At 54.8% G+C, this 23630-nt stretch carries 22 protein-coding genes; 18 read left to right on the forward strand and 4 right to left on the reverse strand.

Going from position 1 to position 23630, the window contains the following annotated elements; translation table 11 throughout:
- The first annotated feature begins 73 nt into the window (after positions 1 to 73).
- The 6 genes from rlmD (at position 74) to queE (ending at position 8681) form a co-directional block, all read left to right on the forward strand.
- Positions 74 to 1390: a 23S rRNA (uracil(1939)-C(5))-methyltransferase RlmD gene (gene rlmD, locus QMZ65_RS06940; protein ID WP_097117968.1), complete on the forward strand. Its 1317-nt coding sequence runs from the start codon at positions 74 to 76 to the stop codon at positions 1388 to 1390.
- A gap of 32 nt (positions 1391 to 1422) precedes the next feature.
- A complete protein-coding gene (relA, locus tag QMZ65_RS06945; RefSeq protein WP_283215658.1) occupies positions 1423 to 3657 on the forward strand; it encodes a GTP diphosphokinase in 2235 nt (744 codons plus the stop codon).
- A gap of 151 nt (positions 3658 to 3808) precedes the next feature.
- Positions 3809 to 4600: a nucleoside triphosphate pyrophosphohydrolase gene (mazG, locus tag QMZ65_RS06950; protein ID WP_283215659.1), complete on the forward strand. Its 792-nt coding sequence runs from the start codon at positions 3809 to 3811 to the stop codon at positions 4598 to 4600.
- A 249-nt stretch (positions 4601 to 4849) separates the two neighbouring features.
- A complete protein-coding gene (pyrG, locus tag QMZ65_RS06955) occupies positions 4850 to 6487 on the forward strand; it encodes a glutamine hydrolyzing CTP synthase (RefSeq protein WP_034823046.1) in 1638 nt (545 codons plus the stop codon).
- 77 nt (positions 6488 to 6564) lie between these two features.
- On the forward strand, positions 6565 to 7860 hold the full coding sequence (gene eno / locus QMZ65_RS06960; RefSeq protein WP_034823037.1) for a phosphopyruvate hydratase: 1296 nt from the start codon (positions 6565 to 6567) through the stop codon (positions 7858 to 7860).
- Positions 7861 to 8009: 149 nt separating this feature from the next.
- Positions 8010 to 8681, forward strand: a complete 672-nt coding sequence (gene queE, locus QMZ65_RS06965) for a 7-carboxy-7-deazaguanine synthase QueE (protein WP_058961505.1) — start codon at positions 8010 to 8012, stop codon at positions 8679 to 8681.
- A gap of 142 nt (positions 8682 to 8823) precedes the next feature.
- Here queE and QMZ65_RS06970 read toward each other — a convergent pair whose 3' ends face one another.
- Complete coding sequence (locus QMZ65_RS06970) at positions 8824 to 9423, reverse strand: inorganic diphosphatase (protein WP_283215660.1); 600 nt, start codon at positions 9421 to 9423, stop codon at positions 8824 to 8826.
- A gap of 129 nt (positions 9424 to 9552) precedes the next feature.
- Entirely contained in the window at positions 9553 to 9912 is a 360-nt protein-coding gene (queD, locus tag QMZ65_RS06975) for a 6-carboxytetrahydropterin synthase QueD (protein ID WP_283215661.1), read from the reverse strand.
- Between the two features lie 297 nt (positions 9913 to 10209).
- On the opposite strand from queD, the gene cysJ reads away from it, so the two are divergent.
- From cysJ to QMZ65_RS06990, 3 genes are read left to right on the forward strand one after another with little or no spacing between them, the layout of a single operon-like run.
- On the forward strand, positions 10210 to 12015 hold the full coding sequence (gene cysJ, locus QMZ65_RS06980; RefSeq protein ID WP_211729264.1) for an NADPH-dependent assimilatory sulfite reductase flavoprotein subunit: 1806 nt from the start codon (positions 10210 to 10212) through the stop codon (positions 12013 to 12015).
- Positions 12015 to 13739 (forward strand): assimilatory sulfite reductase (NADPH) hemoprotein subunit, encoded by a 1725-nt coding sequence (cysI, locus tag QMZ65_RS06985; RefSeq protein ID WP_034823019.1) that lies wholly within the window; start codon positions 12015 to 12017, stop codon positions 13737 to 13739. The genes cysJ and cysI overlap by 1 nt, the downstream gene beginning before the upstream one ends.
- Positions 13736 to 14470, forward strand: coding sequence for a phosphoadenylyl-sulfate reductase (locus tag QMZ65_RS06990; protein ID WP_097117963.1), 735 nt, complete (start codon positions 13736 to 13738; stop codon positions 14468 to 14470). Before cysI ends, QMZ65_RS06990 begins: the two co-directional genes overlap by 4 nt.
- 100 nt (positions 14471 to 14570) lie before the next feature.
- On the opposite strand, the gene QMZ65_RS06995 is transcribed toward QMZ65_RS06990, so the two are convergent.
- Both QMZ65_RS06995 and QMZ65_RS07000 read right to left on the reverse strand, forming a co-directional pair.
- Positions 14571 to 14855: a YciI family protein gene (locus QMZ65_RS06995; protein ID WP_283215662.1), complete on the reverse strand. Its 285-nt coding sequence runs from the start codon at positions 14853 to 14855 to the stop codon at positions 14571 to 14573.
- Between the two features lie 9 nt (positions 14856 to 14864).
- Positions 14865 to 15884, reverse strand: a complete 1020-nt coding sequence (locus QMZ65_RS07000) for an aminopeptidase (protein ID WP_283215663.1) — start codon at positions 15882 to 15884, stop codon at positions 14865 to 14867.
- A 248-nt stretch (positions 15885 to 16132) separates the two neighbouring features.
- Here QMZ65_RS07000 and cysG point away from each other — a divergent pair, with 248 nt between their 5' ends.
- The 9 genes from cysG to truD all read left to right on the forward strand — a co-directional run bounded on the left by cysG (position 16133) and on the right by truD (position 23618).
- Complete coding sequence (gene cysG / locus QMZ65_RS07005; RefSeq protein WP_283215664.1) at positions 16133 to 17548, forward strand: siroheme synthase CysG; 1416 nt, start codon at positions 16133 to 16135, stop codon at positions 17546 to 17548.
- Between the two features lie 9 nt (positions 17549 to 17557).
- Positions 17558 to 18466, forward strand: a complete 909-nt coding sequence (cysD, locus tag QMZ65_RS07010; protein WP_034823008.1) for a sulfate adenylyltransferase subunit CysD — start codon at positions 17558 to 17560, stop codon at positions 18464 to 18466.
- 10 nt (positions 18467 to 18476) lie between these two features.
- Positions 18477 to 19904: a sulfate adenylyltransferase subunit CysN gene (gene cysN, locus QMZ65_RS07015; RefSeq protein ID WP_283215665.1), complete on the forward strand. Its 1428-nt coding sequence runs from the start codon at positions 18477 to 18479 to the stop codon at positions 19902 to 19904.
- A complete protein-coding gene (gene cysC / locus QMZ65_RS07020; protein WP_097117959.1) occupies positions 19904 to 20509 on the forward strand; it encodes an adenylyl-sulfate kinase in 606 nt (201 codons plus the stop codon). The genes cysN and cysC overlap by 1 nt, the downstream gene beginning before the upstream one ends.
- A gap of 56 nt (positions 20510 to 20565) precedes the next feature.
- Positions 20566 to 20886 (forward strand): DUF3561 family protein, encoded by a 321-nt coding sequence (locus QMZ65_RS07025; RefSeq protein ID WP_058961495.1) that lies wholly within the window; start codon positions 20566 to 20568, stop codon positions 20884 to 20886.
- Between the two features lie 172 nt (positions 20887 to 21058).
- Positions 21059 to 21376 (forward strand): cell division protein FtsB, encoded by a 318-nt coding sequence (gene ftsB / locus QMZ65_RS07030; protein ID WP_007893240.1) that lies wholly within the window; start codon positions 21059 to 21061, stop codon positions 21374 to 21376.
- 3 nt (positions 21377 to 21379) lie between these two features.
- Positions 21380 to 22096 (forward strand): 2-C-methyl-D-erythritol 4-phosphate cytidylyltransferase, encoded by a 717-nt coding sequence (gene ispD / locus QMZ65_RS07035; RefSeq protein ID WP_058961494.1) that lies wholly within the window; start codon positions 21380 to 21382, stop codon positions 22094 to 22096.
- Entirely contained in the window at positions 22096 to 22572 is a 477-nt protein-coding gene (gene ispF / locus QMZ65_RS07040) for a 2-C-methyl-D-erythritol 2,4-cyclodiphosphate synthase (RefSeq protein ID WP_045816453.1), read from the forward strand. The genes ispD and ispF overlap by 1 nt, the downstream gene beginning before the upstream one ends.
- A gap of 2 nt (positions 22573 to 22574) precedes the next feature.
- Entirely contained in the window at positions 22575 to 23618 is a 1044-nt protein-coding gene (gene truD / locus QMZ65_RS07045; RefSeq protein ID WP_097117958.1) for a tRNA pseudouridine(13) synthase TruD, read from the forward strand.
- Positions 23619 to 23630 lie beyond the last annotated feature (12 nt).

Here is a 23630-nt window from a genome sequence, read left to right on the forward strand (position 1 = left end):
CCTGGCATTGATATCCCTGTGCACAATCCGCTTGCGATGGCACACCCCATTAATTTAGAGAATTCACAACACTATGGCGCAATTTTACTCCGCAAAACAGCGTGTGGCGACAAAGCAGCGTATTACCGTCACTATCGAAGACCTTGACCCCTTTGGACAAGGTGTTGCGCGCCATAATGGCAAAGCGATGTTTGTCAGCGGCGCACTGCCGGGTGAACAGGCCGAAGTTATGGTCGAGGAAGATAAACGTCAGTTCTCGCGGGCCAAAGCCAAAAAGATTATGCAGCCAAGCGCACAGCGGGAAAAACCGCGCTGTGTGCACTTTGGCGTGTGTGGTGGCTGCCAGCAACAGCATGCCGCGATCGCGTTACAGGAGGACAGTAAAGCACGTGCGCTGAGCCGAATGTTGAGCCGGGATGCGCCTTTGCCGGTGCAGGTGAATGAGATCATCAGCGGCAACACCTGGGGCTATCGCCGTCGCGCCCGTCTGGGACTGCAATGGCAGCCTAAACAGCAGCGTTTACAAATGGGGTTCCGCCAGGCGGCCAGCAACGATTTGGTTGAGTTAACTCAATGCCCCATTTTGGTGCCCGAGCTTGAAGCGTTACTGCAGCCGTTGCACCAGTGTCTTAGCAGCTTACAGGCCGCACGGCGACTGGGGCATGTCGAGTTAGTGCTGGCAGATAATGGCCCGGTGATGGTGCTGCGTCATCTTGATGCATTGTCCGCAGGCGATCGTGTAAAACTGGAACGCTTTTCGCATGAGCATCAGCTGATGTTGTATCTGGCGGACGGCAGCGAGCATTTGCAGCCGCTGGGGGATTACGCACCTTTCTACCAATCGTTTGATTTGAAACTGACTTTCAGCCCGCAGGATTTCATCCAGGTGAATGATGGCGTGAATCAGCAGATGGTGACAAAAGCCATTGAATGGCTCGATTTACAGCCCGAAGATCGGGTGCTGGATCTGTTTTGCGGTATGGGTAATTTCACTTTGCCTGTAGGAAAGTTCGTACAAAATGCTGTGGGTGTGGAGGGTGTTGCAGCATTAGTCCACCAGGCAGCGTATAATGCTGAGCTGAATAATCTTAAAAATGTCCGCTTTTTCCAGCACAACCTGGAGGAAGACGTTGCCCACCAGCCTTGGGCAGCGCAGGGATTTAACAAGGTGTTACTGGATCCAGCACGTGCTGGGGCCGCGGGTGTGATGTCGCATATCGTTAAACTTGCGCCGCAACGCGTGGTCTATGTTTCCTGTAACCCAACAACACTTGCGCGCGACAGTCAGGCATTACTGTCGGCGGGCTACCATTTGGAAAGGGTCGCGATGCTGGATATGTTCCCACATACCAGTCATCTCGAGTCCATGGTGCTGTTTAGCAAAGCATAAGCGGCGTTTTCGTCGTTATGGCAGGAGAGGATATGGTTGCGGTTAGAAGTGCGCATTTAAATACGGAAGGGGAGTTTGCCCTTGACCAGTGGATCGCCAGTTTAAATATCAATAATCCGCAATCCTGTCAGCGATTGGCGGACACCTGGCGCTACTGTGAAACCGAAACGCACAACCATCCAGATCAGGCTCTGCTGCTGTGGCGCGGTATTGAGATGGTGGAAATACTCACCATGCTCAGTATGGACAACGATAGCCTGCGCGCGGCCTTACTGTTCCCGCTGGCCAACGCGGATGTGGTCAGTGAAGAAGAGCTGGAAAAGTCGTTCGGCAAAGGCATTGTCTCGCTGGTACACGGTGTGCGCGATATGGACGCGATCCGCCAGCTGAAAGCCATCCACAATGATTCTATGGCCTCCGAGCAGGTGGATAACGTGCGCCGCATGCTGCTGGCGATGGTGGAAGATTTCCGCTGCGTGGTTATCAAGCTGGCAGAGCGTATTGCCCACCTGCGTGAAATGAAGGATGCACCAGAAGACGAACGTGTTCTCGCCGCCAAAGAGAGCACCAACATCTATGCGCCGTTAGCCAATCGTCTGGGTATCGGTCAGCTCAAATGGGAGCTGGAAGATTACTGCTTCCGCTATCTGCACCCCGATGAGTACAAACGCATCGCCAAACTGCTGCATGAACGCCGTATTGACCGCGAAGGTTACATTGATAATTTCGTGAGTAACTTACGTGCAGAGATGCAGAAGGAGGGCGTGCGTGCTGAAGTCTATGGCCGCCCGAAACATATCTACAGCATCTGGCGCAAGATGCAGAAAAAGTCGCTGGCGTTTGATGAGCTGTTCGATGTGCGCGCGGTGCGCATCGTGGCAGAACGTTTGCAGGATTGCTACGGCGCGTTAGGCACCGTGCACACACTGTATCGCCATCTTCCCAGCGAGTTCGACGACTACGTTGCCAATCCAAAACCCAACGGTTATCAATCCATTCACACCGTGGTGCTCGGTCCGCAGGGCAAGACGGTAGAGATCCAGATTCGTACTCGCCAGATGCATGAAGATGCGGAGTTGGGCGTGGCCGCGCACTGGAAGTACAAAGAAGGCCCGACTTCCAGTAACGCGCGCGGTGCGGCAGGGCACGAGGAACGCATTGCGTGGCTGCGTAAGCTGATTACCTGGCAGGAAGAGATGGCGGATTCCGGCGAGATGCTGGAAGAGGTGCGCAGTCAGGTATTTGACGATCGGGTGTACGTGTTTACCCCGAAAGGCGACGTGGTCGATCTGCCATCTGGCTCAACACCGCTGGACTTCGCTTATCACATTCACAGTGATATCGGACATCGCTGCATTGGTGCCAAAATCAGCGGTCGCATTGTGCCGTTCACCTATCAATTGCAGATGGGCGATCAGATTGAGGTGATTACCCAGAAGCAGCCGAACCCGAGCCGCGACTGGCTGAACCCGAACCTTGGCTATATCACCACCAGCCGTGGCCGTTCAAAAATTCACGCCTGGTTCCGCAAACAAGATCGCGACAAGAACATTCTGGCTGGCCGCCAGATTCTTGAAAGCGAGTTGAGCCAGCTGGATATCAGTTTCCGCGATGCAGAAAAAATTCTGCTGCCGCGTTATAACGTCAGCTCGCAGGATGAGCTGTTGGCGATGATTGGCGGCGGCGATATTCGCCTCAATCAGATGGTCAACTTCCTGCAGGCCAAACTCAATAAGCCGAGTGCGGAAGAGGAAGATCGTGAAGCGCTGCGCCAGCTGACGCAAAAATCACATCAGTCCTCATCTGCGCGCAGAGAAAGTGGACGCGTGGTGGTGGAAGGCGTGGGCAATCTGCTGCACCACATTGCGCGCTGCTGCCAGCCGATCCCGGGTGACGATATCGTGGGCTTTATCACCCAGGGGCGCGGTATTTCCATTCACCGAGCCGACTGTGACCAGTTAAGCGAACTGATCTCCCATGCGCCGGAACGTATTGTCGATGCGGTGTGGGGCGAAGATTATTCGAGCGGCTATTCGCTGGTGGTACGCGTCACCGCCAACGATCGCAGCGGGTTACTGCGCGATATCACTACCATTCTGGCGAATGAGAAGGTTAACGTGCTGGGCGTTTCCAGCCGCAGCGACACCAAAAAGCAGCTGGCAACCATTGATATGGATATCGAAATCTACAACCAGCAGGTGCTGGGTCGCGTGCTGGCGCGTCTTAATCAGGTGCCGGATATCATCGACGCACGCCGTCTGAACTGATGTGGCCAGGCCGCCATGAAAGGGCAGCCTGGCATTTACTGTACGCCCGAAATGGCACGTCCAGGTTGTTCTGCGCGTCGACCAGATTTCGGTGCGCCTCAGGGTCGCCATTTTGGCGACCTTTTCCATTTTAACCCCTAAGGATTTCCCCATGACAGCCCTGAATCGTCTGCTCACCATCATGCAAACCTTGCGCGACCCGGAACGTGGCTGCCCGTGGGATCGTCAGCAGACCTTCGCCTCCATCGCCCCTTACACGCTGGAAGAGGCCTACGAAGTGATCGACGCGATTCAGCGTGAGGACTTTGATGACCTGCGAGGTGAACTCGGCGATCTGCTGTTTCAGGTGGTGTTTTACGCGCAAATGGCGGATGAGCAACAGCGTTTCAACTTCGATGACATCTGCAATGCGATTAGCGACAAGCTGGAGCGCCGTCATCCGCACATCTTTGGTGATGTGCAGGCCGACACCACGCAGGAAGTACTGAAAAACTGGGAAGCGATCAAACACAGCGAGCGCGCAGAGAAGTCACAGCATTCGGTGCTGGATGACATTCCTAAAGCCTTGCCTGCACTGATGCGTGCTTACAAAATCCAGAAGCGCTGTAGCACGGTGGGATTCGACTGGAACAACCTGGGGCCAGTGCTGGATAAAGTGCATGAAGAGATCGATGAAGTGATGCACGAAGCGCAGCAGGCGGTGGTCGACAATGACAAGCTGGAAGAGGAGATTGGCGATTTGCTGTTTGCCACCGTCAACCTTTCGCGCCATCTGGGCAGCAAAGCCGAAATCGCCTTACAAAAAGCCAATGATAAATTTGAGCGTCGCTTCCGTCAGGTTGAATCCATCATCAGCGTGCAGGGACTGGCGATGCAGGATGCGACCCTGGATCAAATGGAAGCCGCCTGGCAGCAGGTGAAATGCAGTGAGAACAAAGACTAAGCGGTTATTCTTCAAATTGTCGATTATTCCTGCATTGCGCATAAATTGTCCGCTTGAGCTTACTCGATTCAGCCAAGCGGCAACTTTGTGACGCACGTCAACATTTCACCCTCGTCTATTCGCTATGTTATCGGCTGCAATGCGGGGGGGTGATGTGATTCATCAATTGTGGCTGAGGACGACTTCGGGTATACTATTTTCCCGTCTTGGTTATTCCACCGTCTTTAAACCTAAACTCTCAGGTTCAGCATGACAACGAATTATATTTTTGTGACCGGCGGGGTCGTATCCTCTCTGGGCAAAGGCATTGCCGCAGCCTCCCTCGCAGCCATCCTTGAAGCACGTGGTCTGAATGTGACCATCATGAAACTCGATCCGTACATTAACGTCGATCCGGGTACCATGAGCCCAACGCAGCACGGTGAAGTGTTTGTTACCGATGATGGGGCCGAAACCGATCTGGACTTGGGTCACTACGAGCGCTTCATCCGTACCAAAATGTCGCGCCGCAACAACTTTACGACCGGTCGTATCTACTCAGAAGTGCTGCGCAAAGAACGTCGCGGTGACTATCTGGGTGCCACGATTCAGGTTATCCCACACATCACCAACGCCATTAAAGAACGTATTATCGAAGGCGGCGAAGGTCATGATGTCGTACTGGTGGAAATCGGCGGTACCGTAGGTGATATTGAATCCCTGCCGTTCCTTGAAGCGATTCGCCAGATGGCGGTTGATGTGGGCCGTGAACACACCATGTATATGCACCTGACTTTGGTGCCGTATATGGCCGCTGCAGGCGAAGTGAAAACCAAGCCAACCCAGCATTCAGTGAAAGAGCTGCTGTCGATCGGTATCCAGCCTGATGTGCTGATCTGCCGTTCTGACCGCGCTGTGCCGGCCAATGAACGTGCGAAGATCGCCCTGTTCTGTAACGTGCCAGAGAAAGCGGTTATTTCCCTGAAAGATGTGGATTCCATCTACAAGATTCCTGGTCTGTTGAAATCACAGGGTCTGGATGACTATATCTGTAAGCGTTTCAATCTGAGCGCACCGGAAGCGAACCTGGCCGAATGGGAACAGGTTATCTATGAAGAAGCCAATCCGGGCGGCGAAGTGACCATCGGTATGGTCGGCAAATATGTCGAACTGCCAGATGCGTACAAGTCAGTGATTGAAGCACTGAAGCACGGTGGCCTGAAAAATCGTGTAACCGTGAACATCAAGCTGATCGATTCGCAGGATGTGGAATCTCGCGGTGTCGAAATTCTGAAAGATCTGGATGCTATCCTGATCCCGGGCGGCTTCGGCTACCGTGGTGTGGAAGGCAAAATGCTCACGGCGCAATACGCGCGTGAGAACAACATCCCTTACCTCGGTATCTGCCTGGGTATGCAGGTTGCGTTGATGGAATTCGCACGCAACGTGGCCGGGATGGCAGACGCCAACTCAACGGAATTTGTGCCAGACTGTAAGTACCCAGTGGTCGCGCTGATCACTGAATGGCGTGATGAAGAAGGCAACGTTGAGCAACGTACTGAGCAGAGCGATCTGGGCGGCACCATGCGTCTGGGTAGCCAGCAGTGCCAGCTGACGCCGGAAAGTAAAGTGCGCCAGCTATACGGTTCTGACGTGATTACTGAACGTCACCGTCATCGTTATGAAGTGAACAATCTGCTGTTGAAGCCGATTGAAGCGGCGGGTCTGCATATTGCGGGCCGTTCCGGCGACGACCAGCTGGTGGAGATCATCGAACTCCCGAACCATCCGTGGTTTGTAGCTTGTCAGTTCCACCCGGAATTCACGTCGACCCCGCGTGATGGTCATCCGCTGTTCGCTGGCTTTGTTAAAGCCGCGCAGGAGCACCAGAAGCGGTTAGCGAAGTAAGAGTTTAACGAACAGCGCGCGAACTTTTCGCGCGTTGTTTGTCTTAGGATTGACTAACTTGTACTGAGGAAAATCGAATGTCCAAAATCGTAAAAGTCATCGGTCGCGAAATCATCGACTCCCGTGGCAACCCGACTGTAGAAGCAGAAGTGCATCTGGAAGGCGGTTTCGTTGGTCTGGCTGCAGCGCCATCAGGTGCTTCAACCGGTTCTCGCGAAGCACTGGAGCTGCGTGACGGTGACAAATCTCGTTTCCTGGGCAAAGGCGTGACCAAAGCGGTTGCCGCTGTTAACGGTCCTATCGCTGCAGCGGTAACCGGTAAAGATGCCAAAGACCAGGCGAACATCGATAAGATCATGATCGAGCTGGACGGTACTGAGAACAAATCCAACTTCGGCGCTAACGCCATTCTGGCGGTTTCGCTGGCTGCGGCTAAAGCGGCTGCGGCTTCTAAAGGCCTGCCACTGTACGCGCACATCGCTGAACTGAACGGCACCCCAGGCAAATTCTCTATGCCACTGCCGATGATGAACATCATCAACGGTGGTGAGCACGCGGATAACAACGTTGATATCCAGGAATTCATGATCCAGCCTGTTGGCGCGAAAAACGTGAAAGAAGCCATTCGTATGGGTTCTGAAGTTTTCCACAACCTGGCAAAAGTGCTGAAAGCCAAAGGCATGAGCACTGCGGTCGGTGACGAAGGTGGCTATGCGCCTAACCTGGGTTCTAACGCCGAAGCGCTGGCTGTTATCGCTGAAGCGGTGAAAGCAGCAGGCTACGAGCTGGGCAAAGACATCACCCTGGCGATGGACTGTGCAGCGTCTGAATTCTACAAAGACGGCAAATATGTGCTGGCTGGCGAAGGCAACAAAGCTTTCACCTCTGAAGAGTTCACGCACTTCCTGGAAGATCTGACCAAGCAGTACCCAATCGTCTCTATCGAAGACGGTCTGGACGAGTCTGACTGGGCGGGCTTCGCTTACCAGACCAAAGTGCTGGGCGACAAAATTCAGCTGGTAGGTGACGACCTGTTCGTGACCAACACCAAGATCCTGAAAGAAGGTATCGATAAAGGTATCGCTAACTCCATCCTGATCAAATTCAACCAGATCGGTTCTCTGACCGAAACTCTGGCTGCAATCAAGATGGCAAAAGATGCAGGTTACACCGCGGTGATTTCACACCGTTCAGGTGAAACTGAAGATGCGACCATCGCTGACCTGGCGGTCGGTACTGCTGCTGGCCAGATCAAAACCGGTTCTATGAGCCGTTCTGACCGTGTTGCTAAGTACAACCAGCTGATTCGTATCGAAGAAGCGCTGGGCGACAAAGCTCCGTTCAACGGTCTGAAAGAAGTTAAAGGCCAGTAAGGCTCTGTTGATGTGTCCCGATGGGCCGCATCATCGCTGATAAAGCCCCGCCTCGTGCGGGGCTTTTGTTTTTTTGGCACGAAGCAGCTGTGAACCGATGGTGAAAATCTGCCATAATCTGCGCCTCGAATTTAAGACGTGAGTAAAAAATGTTCTACCCGATTAACGAAATGTTCCAGACCCTGCAGGGCGAAGGATTTTACACCGGTGTTCCGGCGCTGTTCATCCGCTTACAAGGATGTCCGGTGGGCTGTAGCTGGTGTGATACCAAGCATACGTGGGAAAAACTGGCCGATCGGGAGACCTCGCTGGGTGATATTCTGGTGAAAACCGTGGAGAGTGATGCCTGGGGCAGTGCCGATGCGGCGATGCTGATTGAAACTATTCAACGTCAGGGCTGGACCGCGCGCCATGTGGTGATCACCGGCGGTGAACCGGCTATTTTTGATTTGCGCCCGTTGACTGAGGCGTTGGAAGCGGCCGGATTTGAGTGCCAGATTGAGACCAGCGGTACACATGAAGTGCACTGTTCTGACAGCACCTGGGTGACGGTCTCACCGAAGGTCAATATGCGCGGTGGTTACGATGTGCTGCCTCAAGCGTTGCAGCGTGCCGATGAGATTAAACATCCGGTGGCGCGTGAGCGTGATGTCGAAGCGTTAGATGTGCTGCTGGCGGGTCTGCATGATGATAAGAAGCGCATTGTGGCGCTGCAACCGATCAGTCGTGGCGATGCCGCCACCAAACTGTGCATTGAGACCTGCATTGCGCGTAACTGGCGCCTTTCGATGCAGACACATAAGTATCTGAATATCGCCTGATTCATCAGGTGTGCATCCCTGCGGCACCTGACTCAAACCTGTTTGAAGGGTCGCCATTGATGGCGACCTTGTTCATTACCGCACCGGCTAAACGATATGGATAGCGACTTTTGCCATTACCCCGCCGACGCATGCTTAGGTTTTATTGCTTTGCTTTATACGCGTCGAAGGCCTGTTTGATCTCAGCCCTGGCTTTCGCCGCATCTTCAAAACCATTCAGCTCAACTTTCTTACGGCCATCTGGCAACTGCTTATACACGCGGAAGAAGGCTTCCAGACGTTCCTGCTCCATTTTCGGCAGGTCTTTCATCTCTTTGATGTCGTCATAAGTCGGATCGATTTTGCTGGTCGGCACTGCGACGATCTTGTCATCGACTTCGCCACCGTCGATCATCTTCAGTACACCAATCGGACGCAGTTTGATCAGCGTACCCGGCTGCAGCGGTGCACGAGTATAGAAGATCACATCCAGCGGATCGCCATCACCGCCCAGTGACTGGGTCAGTGAGCCGTAGTTTGCGGGATAGGCAACCGGCATCGACTGGAAACGGTCAGCCACGATAAAACCGGTTTTCGCGTCGGTTTCATATTTAATCATCCCGCCCGCCGGAATTTCAGTCACGGCATAGAACTCATCCGTTACTTTTTCAGGCTGCGGAAAATCGAGGACGTTTTGCGCCTGAACGGCGCCAGAGGCGGAAACCAGCAAAGCGATAACAGAAAGGCGTTTAACGAAGTTCATTGTTGATTCTCTTGATCTTTAATGAAGGAGACAACAACGTAGAGGGGGCGGATGACAGGGAGATGAAGTGAACGTAAAGAAGCGTATAGCTAAAAGTCAGGCTGCACAGCGGCAGCCCGTCAACAGTGATTAACCTTTATAAGTACAACCTGCGGTACAGGTTTCCTTGATCATCACTGCACTCAGTTCTGGCAGGATCGGTTTCATCTGATCCCAAATCCATTTTGCCAGCACTTCGCTGGTTGGATTTTCCAGGCCTGGAATATCATTCAGATAGTGATGATCGAGACGATCATAAACCGGCATAAACGCCGCCTTCAGTTCGGCAAAATCCATGACCCAACCGGTATGCGCATCCACTTCACCGGTAATTTCTAATCGCACCAGGAACGAATGGCCATGCAGACGACCACATTTATGCCCTTCAGGCACATGCGGCAGACGGTGGGCAGATTCGAACTGGAACTCTTTAAACAGCGTGGTAGACATAATGGCTCTCAGACTTAAAAACCGCCGAATTCTACCTGAATCACAGATTTTTCGCACCCGCTTACGATGAAAAGGGCATTTTGCGCACGCCTATACCGCAACATGTTGATTAACGTATTGAATAAAGGTGACTTTATTTACCACTTTTGCCGATTAACATTACCCGAAAAACCACTTAGTCATTTTGGTTATTAATTATGTCGAAGGCGTATTTAATCGTTAATATACAGCCCGGTAACCTACCCACTCTTCCGCCATTTATCGGTCCGGACTTCAGACACTGGAATTTTTAACGCGATGACGACTCAGGCACCAGGTTCAATGCTCCCGCTTAATCCGGAGCAACTCGCGCGCTTACAGGCAGCGACCACGGATTTCAACACCACGCAGATGGCCTGGCTTTCCGGCTACTTCTGGGGCATGGTCAATCAGACGCCGGGCGCCGTTGCCGCACCTGCACCGGTGCAGGCCGAGGTGCCAACCATCACGCTGATTTCCGCGTCACAAACCGGTAATGCTCGTCGTCTGGCGGAACAGCTGCGCGATGATCTGCTGGCCGCCAAACTGAGCGTCAATCTGGTGAACGCCGGTGACTACAAGTTTAAGCAAATCGGTCAGGAGAAATTACTGGTTGTTGTCACTTCGACGCAAGGTGAAGGTGAGCCACCGGAAGAAGCCGTGGCGCTGCACAAATTCCTGCTGTCGAAGAAGGCGCCGAAATTTGCGACTGGCTCCGCGTTTGCGGTGTTCGGCCTGGGCGATACCTCTTACGAATTTTTCAGCAAAGCCGGTAAAGACTTTGATGAGCGTCTGGCGGAACTAGGCGCAGAACGTCTGCTGGATCGTGTTGATGCCGACGTGGAGTACAAAGAGCAGGCTACGGCCTGGCGTCAACAGCTGACCGAGATTCTAAAAGCACGCGTGCCGAGTGAATCCTCAGTGGTCGCGGCTGTGACGGCTTCTGGCGTGGTGAACGACATCCACAGCAGCCCATACACCAAAGAAGCGCCACTGACCGCCAGCTTTGCCGCTAATCAAAAAATCACCGGTCGCGATTCGGATAAAGATGTTCGCCATATCGAAATCGATCTGGGCGATTCTGGTCTGCGCTATCAGCCCGGCGATGCGCTGGGCGTGTGGTTTGAAAACGACGCGGAACTGGTACAGGAACTGCTGCAACTGGTGTGGCTGAAGGGCGATGAGCCGGTTGATGTTAACGGTGAAAACCTGCCGCTCGCAGAAGCCTTGCAAAAGCATTATGAGTTGACGGTGAACACGCCGCAAATCGTTGAACAGTATGCTGCGCTGTCACGCAATGATGCGCTGCTGGCGCTGTCGGGTGATAAGCCGAAATTACAGAGCTATGCGCAGAGCTTCCCGATTGTCGATATGGTGCGTCAGGCACCCACTGAACTCAATGCAGAACAGCTCACTGGCCTGTTGCGTCCTTTAACACCGCGCCTCTATTCGATTGCTTCATCGCAAGCGGAAACGGATACCGAAGTACATATTACTGTCGGTGCGGTGCGTTATGAGATTGATGGTCGTCAGCGCGGCGGCGGTGCGTCAACCTGGCTGGCAGATCGCATCGAAGAAGACGGCGACATCCGCGTGTTCATCGAACACAACGACAACTTCCGCTTGCCGGCGAATCCGGAAACGCCGGTGATCATGGTCGGCCCAGGCACCGGTATCGCGCCGTTCCGCTCCTTTATGCAGCAGCGTGATAACGATGGCGCAGGCGGTAAAAACTGGCTGTTCTTTGGTAATCCGCACTTCACCGATGATTTCCTCTATCAGGTGGAATGGCAGAAATACGTCAAAGACGGCTTGCTGACCAACATTGATTTAGCGTGGTCACGTGACCAGGCTGAGAAAATATACGTACAAGATAAAATCCGCGCCAAAGGGGCGGAAGTGTGGCGCTGGATTGAAGAAGGCGCGCACCTTTACGTCTGCGGCGACGCTAATCGCATGGCGAAAGACGTTGAGCAGGCATTACTGGATGTGGTGGTCGAACACGGCGGCATGGATCGTGAAACGGCTGACGAATTTTTAAGTGAGCTGCGCATTGAGCGCCGTTATCAGCGAGACGTTTACTAATGAGCGAAAAACATCCTGGACCGCTGGTCGTTGAAGGCAAGCTGACCGACGCCGAGCGTCTGAAAAAACAGAGTAACTACCTGCGCGGCACCATTCTCGAGGATCTCGATGATGGCCTGACCGGCGGCTTCAGTGGCGATAATTTCCTGTTGATCCGTTTCCACGGCATGTACCAGCAGGACGACCGCGATATTCGTGCGGAGCGTGCGGCGCAGAAACTTGAGCCGCGCCACGCGATGATGCTGCGTTGCCGTCTGCCGGGCGGGATTATCACGCCAACGCAATGGCTGGCGATTGATAAGTTTGCGACCGATAAAACCATTTATGGCAGCATCCGTCTGACTAACCGTCAGACCTTCCAGTTCCACGGCATTCTGAAAAAGAACGTGAAGCCGACGCACCAAATGCTGCATGAAGTGGGTCTCGACGCGCTGGCCACCGCCAACGACGTGAACCGTAACGTGTTGTGCACTTCGAATCCAGTCGAGTCGGAACTGCATCAGGAAGCCTACGAGTGGGCGAAAAAGCTCTCCGAGCACCTGCTGCCGCAAACCCGCGCATACGCTGAGATTTGGTGGGATAAAGAGAAGGTTGCCACAACGGATAAAGAACCAATTCTGGGCGAAACCTATCTGCCGCGTAAGTTCAAAACTACCGTGGTGGTGCCACCGCATAACGATGTCGACCTGCATGCGAATGACCTGAACTTTATCGCCATTGCGGAGAACGGCAAGCTGATTGGCTTTAACCTGTTGGTTGGCGGTGGGTTGTCGATCGACCACGGTAATAAAGCGACTTATGCGCGTACTGCGAGTGAGTTTGGCTTCCTGCCGGTAGAGAAGATCCTTGATGTGGCGGCTGCGGTAGTAACTACGCAGCGTGACTGGGGTAACCGTACCGATCGTAAAAACGCCAAAACCAAATACACGCTGGAGCGTGTTGGCGTCGAAACCTTTAAAGCGGAAGTAGAAAAGCGTGCTGGCCTGACGTTTGAACCGATTCGTCCTTATGCGTTCACGACCCGTGGCGATCGCGTGGGCTGGGTGAAAGGCATTGATAAGAAATGGCACCTGACGCTGTTTATTGAAAACGGCCGTCTGCTGGATTATCCAGGCCGTCCGTTGAAACGCGGCATCGCTGAAATTGCCAAAATCCATCAGGGTGATTTCCGTTTAACCGCCAACCAGAACCTGATCGTAGCCGGTGTGCCAGAGAAGCAAAAAGCGCAGATCGAAGCTATCGCCCGTGAACACGGTTTGATGGAAGCGGTGACGCCACAGCGTGAAAACTCGATGGCCTGTGTGGCCTTCCCAACGTGCCCATTAGCGATGGCCGAAGCCGAGCGCTTCCTGCCTTCGTTTGTCACCAAGGTGGAAGAGATCATGCATAAGCACGGCGTCGGTGAAGAGCACATCGTGCTACGCGTTACCGGTTGCCCAAACGGCTGTGGCCGTGCTTTGCTGGCGGAGTTAGGTCTGGTGGGTAAAGCACCAGGCCGCTACAACTTACACATTGGCGGCAACCGCATGGGTACGCGCATTCCGCGTATGTACCGCGAGAACATCAACGAAGGCGAAATTCTGGCCAGCATCGATGAGCTGGTGGCGCGCTGGGCAACCGAGCGCCAGGCCGATGAAGGCTTCGGTGACTTCGTGATTCGCGCTGGCATCATCAAAGCCGTGGTGGATCCCGCCCGTGATTTTTGGGACTCGGAGGCAGTATGACGGTACTTGATCTCGCAGCACTGAATAGTGGCAGCAAAGTCGATCGCATCATGGCACTGGCCGAAAGCAACGTGCAGCTGGAGAAACTCTCCGCTGAGCAACGCGTGAGCTGGGCGCTGGAGAATATGCCGGGCGCGTTTGTGCTGTCATCCAGCTTTGGTATTCAGGCGGCGGTTCTGCTGCATATGGTGACGCAGCAGAAACCGGATACGCCGGTGATCCTGACCGATACCGGCTATCTGTTCCCGGAAACTTATCGCTTTATTGATGAGCTGACCGAGAAGCTCAATCTCAATCTGCAAATCTTCCGTGCTGAGACTTCTCCAGCATGGCAGGAAGCGCGCTACGGCAAGCTGTGGGAGCAGGGCGTCGAGGGGATTGAGCAGTACAACCAAATCAACAAGGTCGAACCGATGAATCGCGCGCTACAAACCCTGGGTGCGCAGACCTGGTTTGCGGGTCTACGCCGTGACCAGTCAGGCAGCCGCGCCAGTTTGCCTGTGCTGGCGGTACAGCGCGGTGTGTTCAAGATTCTGCCGATCATTGACTGGGATAACCGTCAGGTGCACCAGTACCTGAAACAACATGGCCTCAAGTATCATCCGCTGTGGGATGAGGGCTATTTGTCAGTGGGCGATACGCACACCACCAAAAAGTGGGAACCGGGCATGGCAGAAGAAGAGACACGCTTCTTTGGCCTGAAGCGCGAGTGTGGATTGCACGAAGGTTGATGCATCAATAAAAGGGTTGCGGCGTGATTTATCGTGCCTCCCTGCAGCGCCTCTAACGCTGGCAGGTGCACGATAAATCGTGCCGCTTCCCAATTGTCCTTTAAATCCCTTTTAACCCTTCAAACGCCTCCGCTGCACGCGTCACGTTCACTTTGGTCACGTCATAGTGCGCCACCGCGACAAAGGGATCTTCCGCGAGGATAGTATCCAAACGGGCGCGATCCATCTCCTTCACCAGCATCATACCGCCAGTGCGCGGATCTTTACGGCCTGCGGCAATGAAGTCACCGCTGTCAAAGTAACGATCCAGCCACTCAATGTGTGGCGCCAGCAGCGCATCGGCTTCTTCTGCCGGTCGGAAATAGTTGAGATACACCACGTACATCGCAAATCCTTAAGTTGTTGGGTTAGCCAGCTCAGTGACCAGCGGCAGTAAGATCTTTACGCTATCACGCGTGCGTTGCGTAATCCGGCCCGGTAGCCAGCGATCCAGATAATTGAGGTTATCGCGGTCCGTCTGGTGGCGTACGTTGCCCTCCGGGAAGTGGCTGCTGTGCGCCCGCTGCTGCTGTCCATCTTTATTACCCAGCGCCCAGTTGGCGGCGGTGACATCCAGCAGCGGCATGCCGGCTTTATCAAACGGATTCACGCCCGGATAGTCGCGTGCCGTCAGCGTGTGGCTGGCGGCGGAAATACCGTAGCGATGCGCGAGCTGCACGGCGCGCGCGCTGGTCTGCTTGCGTACCGCTGAGGGCGTATTGGCACCACTGTTAAAATAGAGGTGATCGCCGACGATCAGACTGTTGAGATCAATCACCAGCAGCGTGTTCTTTTTCTCCTGCGCACTCATCCGCGACAGGTAGTCATCCATCCCTTGCAGCCCGGCTTCACCAGCGCTAAGCGCGACAAAACGCACACCGTAGTGCAGCGGGGTTTTACTCAACTGCTGAGCCAGCTCCAGCATTACGCCAAGGCCAGAAGCATTGTCATCGACGCCTTGTAAACGCAGGCCGCCCAGATTGTTATCCGCTTCATGACGGCTGAGTGGCGTCCAGGTGTCGAGATGCGTGACGATCAGGATCTCTTGCGGCACCGCGCCGGCCCGCGCGGCAATGACCGAGGTGGCGGATACCTTGCGCGGGCGCGTCTCACCCTTGCGCTCTAACCAGTTGTAGCTGGTATTGAACTGGCGGGTATTACTCTTGTAACCCAGCTCGGTGAATTGCTGTTGCAGATAATCGGCCGTCATCAGCTCAGCAGGGCTGCCGCTCATACGGCCAGGAAAATAGGTGGCGATGTGGCGCAGCTGCTGTTCGGCAAAATGCCCCGGCGCATAGGTTGCGGCTTGGGCAAAGAGAGGCAAACCGCCCGCGATCAGTGCAGCCAGCACGGTGCGGCGGAGGGTGGCAAACATAGTTAAGGTCCTTTTGTGACATCCCGTCAGGCTAAAAAAATTCTGGATTAGTATGAAACTGTGACCGCGATTGCACAATTTGAATTGCTCCGAAACACCAGCAATATCATTTGTTAAGCACAAATTGTTATCAGCAATCCTGGGGCGTTATTCCATTCGGTAACTACTAATGCCAATTCGTAATTTCATCTGCCAGAAGGCAGGGACGTATAGTCGCGTTAACTTATTGTAAAACTAGCAAGGTTAACGTGGATTATCTGCCTCTCTTTGCCGATCTCAAAAACCGTCCGGTGCTAGTTGTCGGCGGTGGTGAAATCGCGGCGCGTAAAATCGAACTGCTGCGACGTGCCGGTGCGCGCGTGCGGGTAGCTGCGCGCGACCTTGGCCATGAGTTGCAGGCGCTGCTGGAAATCGACGCCATCGAGTGGATTGCACATCACTTCGATCCGGTTCAGCTGGATGGCGTCTTTTTAGTCATCGCTGCCACTGACGATAACGCGCTCAATGCGCAAGTCTTTGACGCCGCCAATGCCCGCCACAAGCTGGTCAACGTTGTCGACGATCAGCCCAAGTGCAGTTTTATCTTCCCCTCTATTGTCGACCGCTCCCCCTTGGTGGTGGCGATCTCCTCTAGTGGTACGGCGCCAGTGCTGGCCCGCTTATTACGTGAAAAAATTGAGTCGCTGTTACCTGCCAACCTCGGTCAGATGGCTGAAGTGGCAGGACAGTGGCGTGACAAAGTTAAACAGCGCTATCACAGCATGTCGGAACGTCGTCGTTTTTGGGAGCGGGCATTTAACGGTTTGTTCGCCAGCCAGATGTCAGCCGGTAACGTCAATGAGGCCCGCCGCACGCTGGATCGCGAGTTAGAGAACAGCAGCGACAATCAGGGTGAAATCACCCTGGTGGGTGCCGGTCCGGGTGACAGCGGTTTACTGACGCTGCGCGGCCTGCAGGTGATGCAGCTGGCGGATGTGGTGCTGTATGACCATCTGGTGAGTGACGAAGTGCTGGAGCTGGTGCGCCGTGATGCTGACCGCATCTGCGTCGGTAAACGTGCTGGAGCACACTCCGTATCCCAGGAAGAGACCAATGCGATGCTGGTTGAGCTGGCGCAGCAGGGTAAACGCGTGGTGCGTCTGAAAGGCGGCGATCCGTTCATCTTCGGTCGCGGCGGCGAAGAGCTGCAGGCGGCGAAAGCGGCGGGCATTCCTTTCCAGGTGGTGCCGGGCATTACTGCGGCAGCGGGAGCCACTGCTTATGCCGGGATTCCGTTAACCCATCGCGATCACGCGCAGAGCGTGCTGTTTGTTACCGGCCACTTACGCAGTGATAGCGCAGGCATTGACTGGCCGACGCTGGCGCGTGCGCGTCAGACCTTAGCGATTTATATGGGCACGTTGAAAGCGGCAGAAATTGCGGCGGGCCTTATCAAACATGGACGCGCGGCATCAACGCCGGTAGCCGTCATTGGCTGCGGCACGCGTCAGAATCAACAAGTGCTGACCGGTACCTTAGATCAGCTTGAGGCGCTGGCGGTTGCCGCGCCCACACCGGCCCTGATTGTGGTGGGTGAAGTGGTGAATTTGCACGGGCAATTAGCCTGGTTCCAACATTCGGCACAGCAGGGGGCTCGTGAGTCCGCCGTTGTCAATTTGGCTTGAGGAAAAATTATGGACCAAAATCGTCTTACTCATCTGCGCCAGCTGGAGGCAGAGAGTATCCATATCATCCGCGAGGTGGCGGCCGAGTTCAGCAATCCGGTGATGATGTACTCCATCGGTAAAGACTCCTCGGTAATGCTGCATCTGGCGCGTAAAGCCTTCTATCCTGGCACGCTGCCATTTCCGCTGCTGCACGTTGATACCGGCTGGAAATTCCGTGAAATGTACGAGTTTCGCGATCGCACCGTGAAAAACATGGGCGCGGAACTGCTGGTTCACCGCAACCCGGAAGGCGTAGCGATGGGCATCAATCCGTTTGTCCACGGTAGCGCCAAACACACCGACATCATGAAAACCGAGGGCCTGAAGCAGGCGCTGAATAAGTACGGGTTTGATGCCGCTTTCGGTGGTGCGCGTCGTGACGAAGAGAAGTCACGCGCCAAAGAGCGTATTTACTCGTTCCGTGACCGTTTCCATCGTTGGGATCCGAAAAATCAGCGTCCAGAGCTGTGGCACAACTACAACGGCCAGATCAACAAAGGCGAAAGCATCCGCGTGTTCCCGCTCTCCAACTGGACCGAGCTGGATATCTGGCAGTACATCTTCCTGGAAAACATCGAGATCGTTCCGCTGTACCTTGCGGCACCGCGTCCGGTGCTGGAGCGTGATGGCATGCTGATGATGATTGATGACGATCGCATTGATCTGCAGCCTGGCGAAGTGATCAAACAGCGTATGGTGCGTTTCCGTACCCTCGGCTGCTGGCCGCTGACCGGTGCGGTGGAATCCGAAGCGCAAACGCTGCCGGAAATTATTGAAGAGATGCTGGTCTCCACCACCAGTGAACGCCAGGGCCGTGTGATTGACCGCGACCAGGCCGGTTCGATGGAAATGAAGAAACGTCAGGGTTATTTCTAAGGAGACGCAGATGAACACCGTAATTGCACAACAGATTGCCGATCAGGGCGGCGTAGAAGCCTGGCTGACCGCGCAACAACACAAAAGCCTGCTGCGTTTCCTGACCTGCGGTAGCGTCGACGACGGCAAAAGTACGCTGATTGGTCGCCTGCTGCACGATACCCGTCAGATTTATGAAGATCAGCTCTCTTCGCTGCACAACGACAGCAAGCGTCATGGCACCCAGGGCGAGAAACTCGATCTGGCGCTGCTGGTGGATGGCTTGCAGGCCGAGCGTGAGCAGGGCATCACCATCGACGTGGCATATCGCTACTTCTCCACCGAGAAGCGCAAATTTATCATCGCCGACACGCCGGGACACGAGCAGTACACCCGCAACATGGCGACCGGCGCATCCACTTGTGATCTGGCGATTCTGCTGATCGATGCGCGTAAAGGCGTGCTGGATCAGACGCGTCGTCACAGCTTTATCTCTACGCTGCTGGGTATCAAACACCTGGTGGTCGCCATCAACAAGATGGATCTGGTGGAGTATAAACAGGAGACGTTTGAACAGATCAAACAGTCTTACCTCGATTTTGCTGGCCAGCTCCCTGAAGATCTGGATATTCGCTTTGTGCCGATGTCTGCGCTGGAAGGCGATAACGTGGCGACGCCAAGTGTGACCATGCCATGGTACAGCGGCCCTACGCTGCTCGACGTGCTGGAAACCGTGGAACTGAACCGCGTGGTGGATCATCAGCCGATGCGCTTCCCGGTGCAGTATGTGAACCGTCCAAACCTCGATTTCCGTGGTTATGCCGGTACGCTGGCCTCCGGTACGGTGCAGGTCGGACAGCGCGTGAAAGTATTGCCTTCAGGCGTCGAGTCTTCGGTTTCACGTATCGTCACTTTCGATGGCGATCTGCAGGAAGCAGCAGCGGGTGAAGCGATTACGCTGGTGCTGAAAGATGAGATCGACATCAGCCGTGGCGACCTACTGGTCGATGCCGCTGCAGAATTGCAGGCAGTGCAATCTGCCACCGTGGATGTGGTGTGGATGGCAGAACAGCCACTGCAGCCGGGTCAGAGCTATGAAGTGAAGATCGCCGGTAAGAAAGCGCGTGGCCGCGTGGAAAAGATCATTCATCAGGTGGAGATCAACACGCTGGAGAAACGTGCGGTGGAAAGTCTGCCACTGAACGGTATCGGCTTGGTCGAGATCACGTTTGATGAGCCGATGGTACTGGATGCCTATCAGCAGAACCCGGTGACCGGTGGCATGATCTTTATCGATCGTCTGAGCAATGTCACAGTCGGTGCGGGAATGATCAATCAGCCACTGAGTGATGTGCGTGGGCAGGCTGGCCAGTTCAGTGAATTCGAACTGGAGTTGAATGCGCTGGTGCGTCGTCACTTCCCTCACTGGAATGCGCGCGACCTGCTGGGTGGCAAGTAATGGCACAACACGACGAAAACGTGGTGTGGCACGATCATCCGGTAACGCGTGAAGAGCGAGAACAGCAGCACGGCCATCAAGGCGTAGTGCTGTGGTTTACCGGGCTATCAGGCTCGGGTAAATCCACCGTAGCGGGTGCACTGGAGCAGGCGCTGCATCGGGCGGGCGTCAGCACCTATCTGCTGGATGGTGACAACGTGCGTCACGGCCTGTGCCGTGACCTCGGCTTCAGCGATGACGATCGCAAAGAGAACATCCGGCGCGTGGGAGAAGTGGCGAAACTGATGGTGGATGCCGGTTTAGTGGTATTAACTGCCTTTATTTCGCCGCATCGCACGGAGCGTCAGATGGTGCGTGATTTGCTCGGCACCGGGCAATTTGTCGAAGTGTTTGTCGATACGCCGCTGGCCGTGTGTGAAGCGCGTGACCCCAAAGGTTTGTATAAAAAAGCGCGTGCCGGTGAGCTGCGCAATTTTACCGGTATCGACAGTGTTTATGAGGCGCCAGACGCGCCGGAAATTCACTTAGATGGCGAACAATTAGTTACAAACTTGACCGCCCAATTGTTAGACCTCCTGCGTCACCGCGATATCATCAGATCCTGAACCGACAGCGGCAAATCTCGATTGGTTTGCCGCTTTTTAGCGTCAACAGGATCTCTATGCAGAACGTTACCCCCATGCTGGCACGCAAAGATGAACGCACCCCAGATGAGTCCCGCTCATCACTGCCGGGCGGCGTGATTGGCTTTCTCTCGTACTGGTGCGCGCTGGCGATTCCGTTCATGCTCTACGGTTCCAACACGCTATTCTTCTTCCTCTACACCTGGCCGTTCTTTTTGGCGCTGCTACCGGTATCGGTGCTGATTGGTATTGTACTGAGCTTAATGATTCGCGGACGCCTGTTCTGGAGTGGGGTGATCACCGCTATCGTGGTGGTGTGCCTGTTCTGGCTGCTGTTCTCATTTCTCTCGGGTTGGTAGTCCGATCCTGATGTGCAAACGCATCGGCAGGTTACAAAACTTTACCTGCCGTCCCGCTTTTAGCCTTGCCGTTTTTTTGTACAGACAATCGTCTGCTGCTGGCATTTTCGCTGTCGCTGTGGAGTCCTGTGCGAAGTTATGGGATGATTAGGCCGTTTTTCAGGGGGCGGGGATGGGAAAACTGACGTTACTGTTGCTCGTGCTGCTGGGATGGCTCCAATATTCCTTGTGGCTGGGTAAGAACGGTATTCATGACTATACGCGCGTCAATGAAGACGTCGCGTCGCAACAGGCGAATAACGCCAAACTCAAAGCACGTAACGATCAGTTGTTTGCCGAAATTGATGACCTCAATGGCGGTTCAGAAGCAATTGAGGAACGTGCACGTAATGAACTGGGTATGATTAAGCCCGGTGAGACTTTCTATCGTCTGGTTCCAGACCAGAATAAACGTAACGCGCAACAAGCTGCGCAAAATCAACAACGATAAACCATGAACAACCTCTCTTCCCTTGCGGATGTGATTGCCGTGGTGCCTGCCGCAGGCGTGGGCAGCCGTATGCAGGCTGCCTGCCCAAAACAGTATCTGACCATTGGTCAATTTACCCTTCTTGAACACAGCGTTGCGCGCTTGCTGGCTCATCCAGCCGTTAAACAAGTGATCGTGCCCATCAGTCCTGATGATGGCTGGTTTGATTCGCTGCCACTGGCGCAGGATTCACGCGTACTGCGCGTGACAGGTGGCGACACGCGTGCTGAGTCGGTGCTGGCAGGTTTGCAGGCGATTAAGCATAGCGAATGGGTACTGGTGCACGATGCCGCGCGGCCATGCTTGCACCCGGATGATCTGGCACGCCTGCTGGCAGTTCGTGAGCACAGTAAAGTGGGTGCGATTCTGGCGGCACCGGTGCGTGACACCATGAAGCGTGCTGAACCTCGCAAAACGGCGATTGCGCATACCGTTGAACGCGAAGATCTCTGGCACGCACTCACGCCACAATTTTTCCCGCATCAACTGCTGACGGCGTGTTTAACGCGTGCACTCCATGAAGGCGCTACCATTACCGATGAAGCGTCGGCGTTGGAATACTGCGGCTATCATCCAGAGCTCGTCAGCGGACGCAGCGACAATATTAAGGTGACGCGGCCAGAAGATCTGGCGCTGGCGGCCTTCTATCTCACCCAGATTCAGTTAAAGGAGAGCGCATGATGCGTATCGGTCACGGTTTTGACGTTCACGCTTTTGGCGGCGAAGGTCCGTTAGTGATTGGCGGGGTGCGTATTCCCTTCGAACACGGTTTTATTGCCCATTCAGATGGCGATGTGGCACTGCATGCATTAACGGATGCGCTGCTGGGCGCGGTGGCGATGGGCGATATCGGCAAGCTATTCCCGGACACCGATCCCGCCTTCAAAGGGGCGGACAGCCGTGGCTTGCTGCGTGAAGCCTGGCGTCGTATTCAGCAGAAAGGTTATCGCATTGGTAATGTCGACGTGACCATCATCGCGCAAGCGCCGAAAATGCTGCCGCATGTGCCGCAGATGCGCGTCAACATCGCTGAAGATCTCGGTTGCCATATGGATGATGTCAACGTCAAAGCGACCACGACTGAGAAGCTTGGCTTTACCGGCCGTGGCGAAGGCATTGCCTGTGAAGCCGTGGCGCTGCTGGTGAAGGCCGATTAAGTATGAGTGAACTGCTTTACCTGCACGGCGTTCCAAGCGCCACCGGCGTGATCAAGGCCAATCCCGAAGATTTCGTGGTGATTGAAGACCTCGGCTATCCCTATGATGGCGAAGGCGAGCAGGTGCTGGTGCGCATCCGCAAGATAGGCTGCAATACACGCTTTGTCGCCGAAGCTATCGCGAAATTCCTCGGCGTGCATCAACGTGATATGAGCTATGCCGGGATGAAAGACCGCCATGCGGTGACTGAGCAGACGCTGTGTTTCCGCGTGCCGGGTAACGCGATGCCGAATTTGGCCGGTTTCCAGCTGGAAGGCGTGGAAATTCTGCAGGTGATCCGCCATAAGCGCAAATTGCGCACTGGCGCGCTGGCAGGTAATGCGTTCCGTTTGGTTGTGCGTCAGATTTCGGATCGCGCAGAAGTGGATGCGCGCTTGCAGCAAATCCAGCAAAACGGCGTGCCTAACTACTTTGGTGAACAACGCTTTGGCCGCGGCGGTAATAACCTGACGCAGGCAAAACTGTGGGCTGAAGAGAAATTCCGCCCGCGCGATCGCAGCATGAAAGGTATTTTGCTGTCTGCTGCGCGCAGCCAACTGTTTAATCAGGTCACCAGTGCGCGTTTGCAGCGTGATGGCGTGTTGGATCAGGTACAAGCGGGTGATGCACTGCAGCTGGCCGGTCGCGGCAGTTGGTTTGTGGCGCAGGCGGAAGAGCTGGCGGAATTGCAGCAGCGTGTGAATCATCATGAACTGCGCATCACCGCGCCGCTCGCCGGGCGAGGTGATCTGGGCCCCCAGGGTGACGCGCTGGCCTTTGAGCAGGCTAATCTGGCACCGGCTGCGGATTTGCTGGCGCTGCTGGAACGTGAGCGCGTTGATGCAGCCCGCCGCGCCATGCTGGTGGTGCCGAAAGATCTGCGCTGGAACTGGTGGGATGACGTCACGCTGGAGATGCAGTTCTGGCTGCCAGCCGGGAGTTTCGCCACCAGCGTGGTGCGCGAACTACTGAGTAACGGTGCCGCTGCGCCAATCAGCGATGAATAACCCCACTTTACC

This window comes from Pantoea sp. EABMAA-21 (assembly GCF_030053335.1).
In the GTDB taxonomy this organism is placed as follows: domain Bacteria; phylum Pseudomonadota; class Gammaproteobacteria; order Enterobacterales; family Enterobacteriaceae; genus Pantoea; species Pantoea communis.

Bases quoted from the DNA above. Each gene is read 5' to 3' on its own strand.
- rlmD (WP_097117968.1), top strand. From the start codon at position 74: ATGGCGCAATTTTACTCCGCAAAACAGCGTGTGGCGACAAAGCAGCGT.
- relA (WP_283215658.1), top strand. From the start codon at position 1,423: ATGGTTGCGGTTAGAAGTGCGCATTTAAATACGGAAGGGGAGTTTGCC.
- mazG (WP_283215659.1), top strand. From the start codon at position 3,809: ATGACAGCCCTGAATCGTCTGCTCACCATCATGCAAACCTTGCGCGAC.
- pyrG (WP_034823046.1), top strand. From the start codon at position 4,850: ATGACAACGAATTATATTTTTGTGACCGGCGGGGTCGTATCCTCTCTG.
- eno (WP_034823037.1), top strand. From the start codon at position 6,565: ATGTCCAAAATCGTAAAAGTCATCGGTCGCGAAATCATCGACTCCCGT.
- queE (WP_058961505.1), top strand. From the start codon at position 8,010: ATGTTCTACCCGATTAACGAAATGTTCCAGACCCTGCAGGGCGAAGGA.
- QMZ65_RS06970 (WP_283215660.1), bottom strand. From the start codon at position 9,423: ATGAACTTCGTTAAACGCCTTTCTGTTATCGCTTTGCTGGTTTCCGCC.
- queD (WP_283215661.1), bottom strand. From the start codon at position 9,912: ATGTCTACCACGCTGTTTAAAGAGTTCCAGTTCGAATCTGCCCACCGT.
- cysJ (WP_211729264.1), top strand. From the start codon at position 10,210: ATGACGACTCAGGCACCAGGTTCAATGCTCCCGCTTAATCCGGAGCAA.
- cysI (WP_034823019.1), top strand. From the start codon at position 12,015: ATGAGCGAAAAACATCCTGGACCGCTGGTCGTTGAAGGCAAGCTGACC.
- QMZ65_RS06990 (WP_097117963.1), top strand. From the start codon at position 13,736: ATGACGGTACTTGATCTCGCAGCACTGAATAGTGGCAGCAAAGTCGAT.
- QMZ65_RS06995 (WP_283215662.1), bottom strand. From the start codon at position 14,855: ATGTACGTGGTGTATCTCAACTATTTCCGACCGGCAGAAGAAGCCGAT.
- QMZ65_RS07000 (WP_283215663.1), bottom strand. From the start codon at position 15,884: ATGTTTGCCACCCTCCGCCGCACCGTGCTGGCTGCACTGATCGCGGGC.
- cysD (WP_034823008.1), top strand. From the start codon at position 17,558: ATGGACCAAAATCGTCTTACTCATCTGCGCCAGCTGGAGGCAGAGAGT.
- cysN (WP_283215665.1), top strand. From the start codon at position 18,477: ATGAACACCGTAATTGCACAACAGATTGCCGATCAGGGCGGCGTAGAA.
- cysC (WP_097117959.1), top strand. From the start codon at position 19,904: ATGGCACAACACGACGAAAACGTGGTGTGGCACGATCATCCGGTAACG.
- QMZ65_RS07025 (WP_058961495.1), top strand. From the start codon at position 20,566: ATGCAGAACGTTACCCCCATGCTGGCACGCAAAGATGAACGCACCCCA.
- ftsB (WP_007893240.1), top strand. From the start codon at position 21,059: ATGGGAAAACTGACGTTACTGTTGCTCGTGCTGCTGGGATGGCTCCAA.
- ispD (WP_058961494.1), top strand. From the start codon at position 21,380: ATGAACAACCTCTCTTCCCTTGCGGATGTGATTGCCGTGGTGCCTGCC.
- ispF (WP_045816453.1), top strand. From the start codon at position 22,096: ATGCGTATCGGTCACGGTTTTGACGTTCACGCTTTTGGCGGCGAAGGT.
- truD (WP_097117958.1), top strand. From the start codon at position 22,575: ATGAGTGAACTGCTTTACCTGCACGGCGTTCCAAGCGCCACCGGCGTG.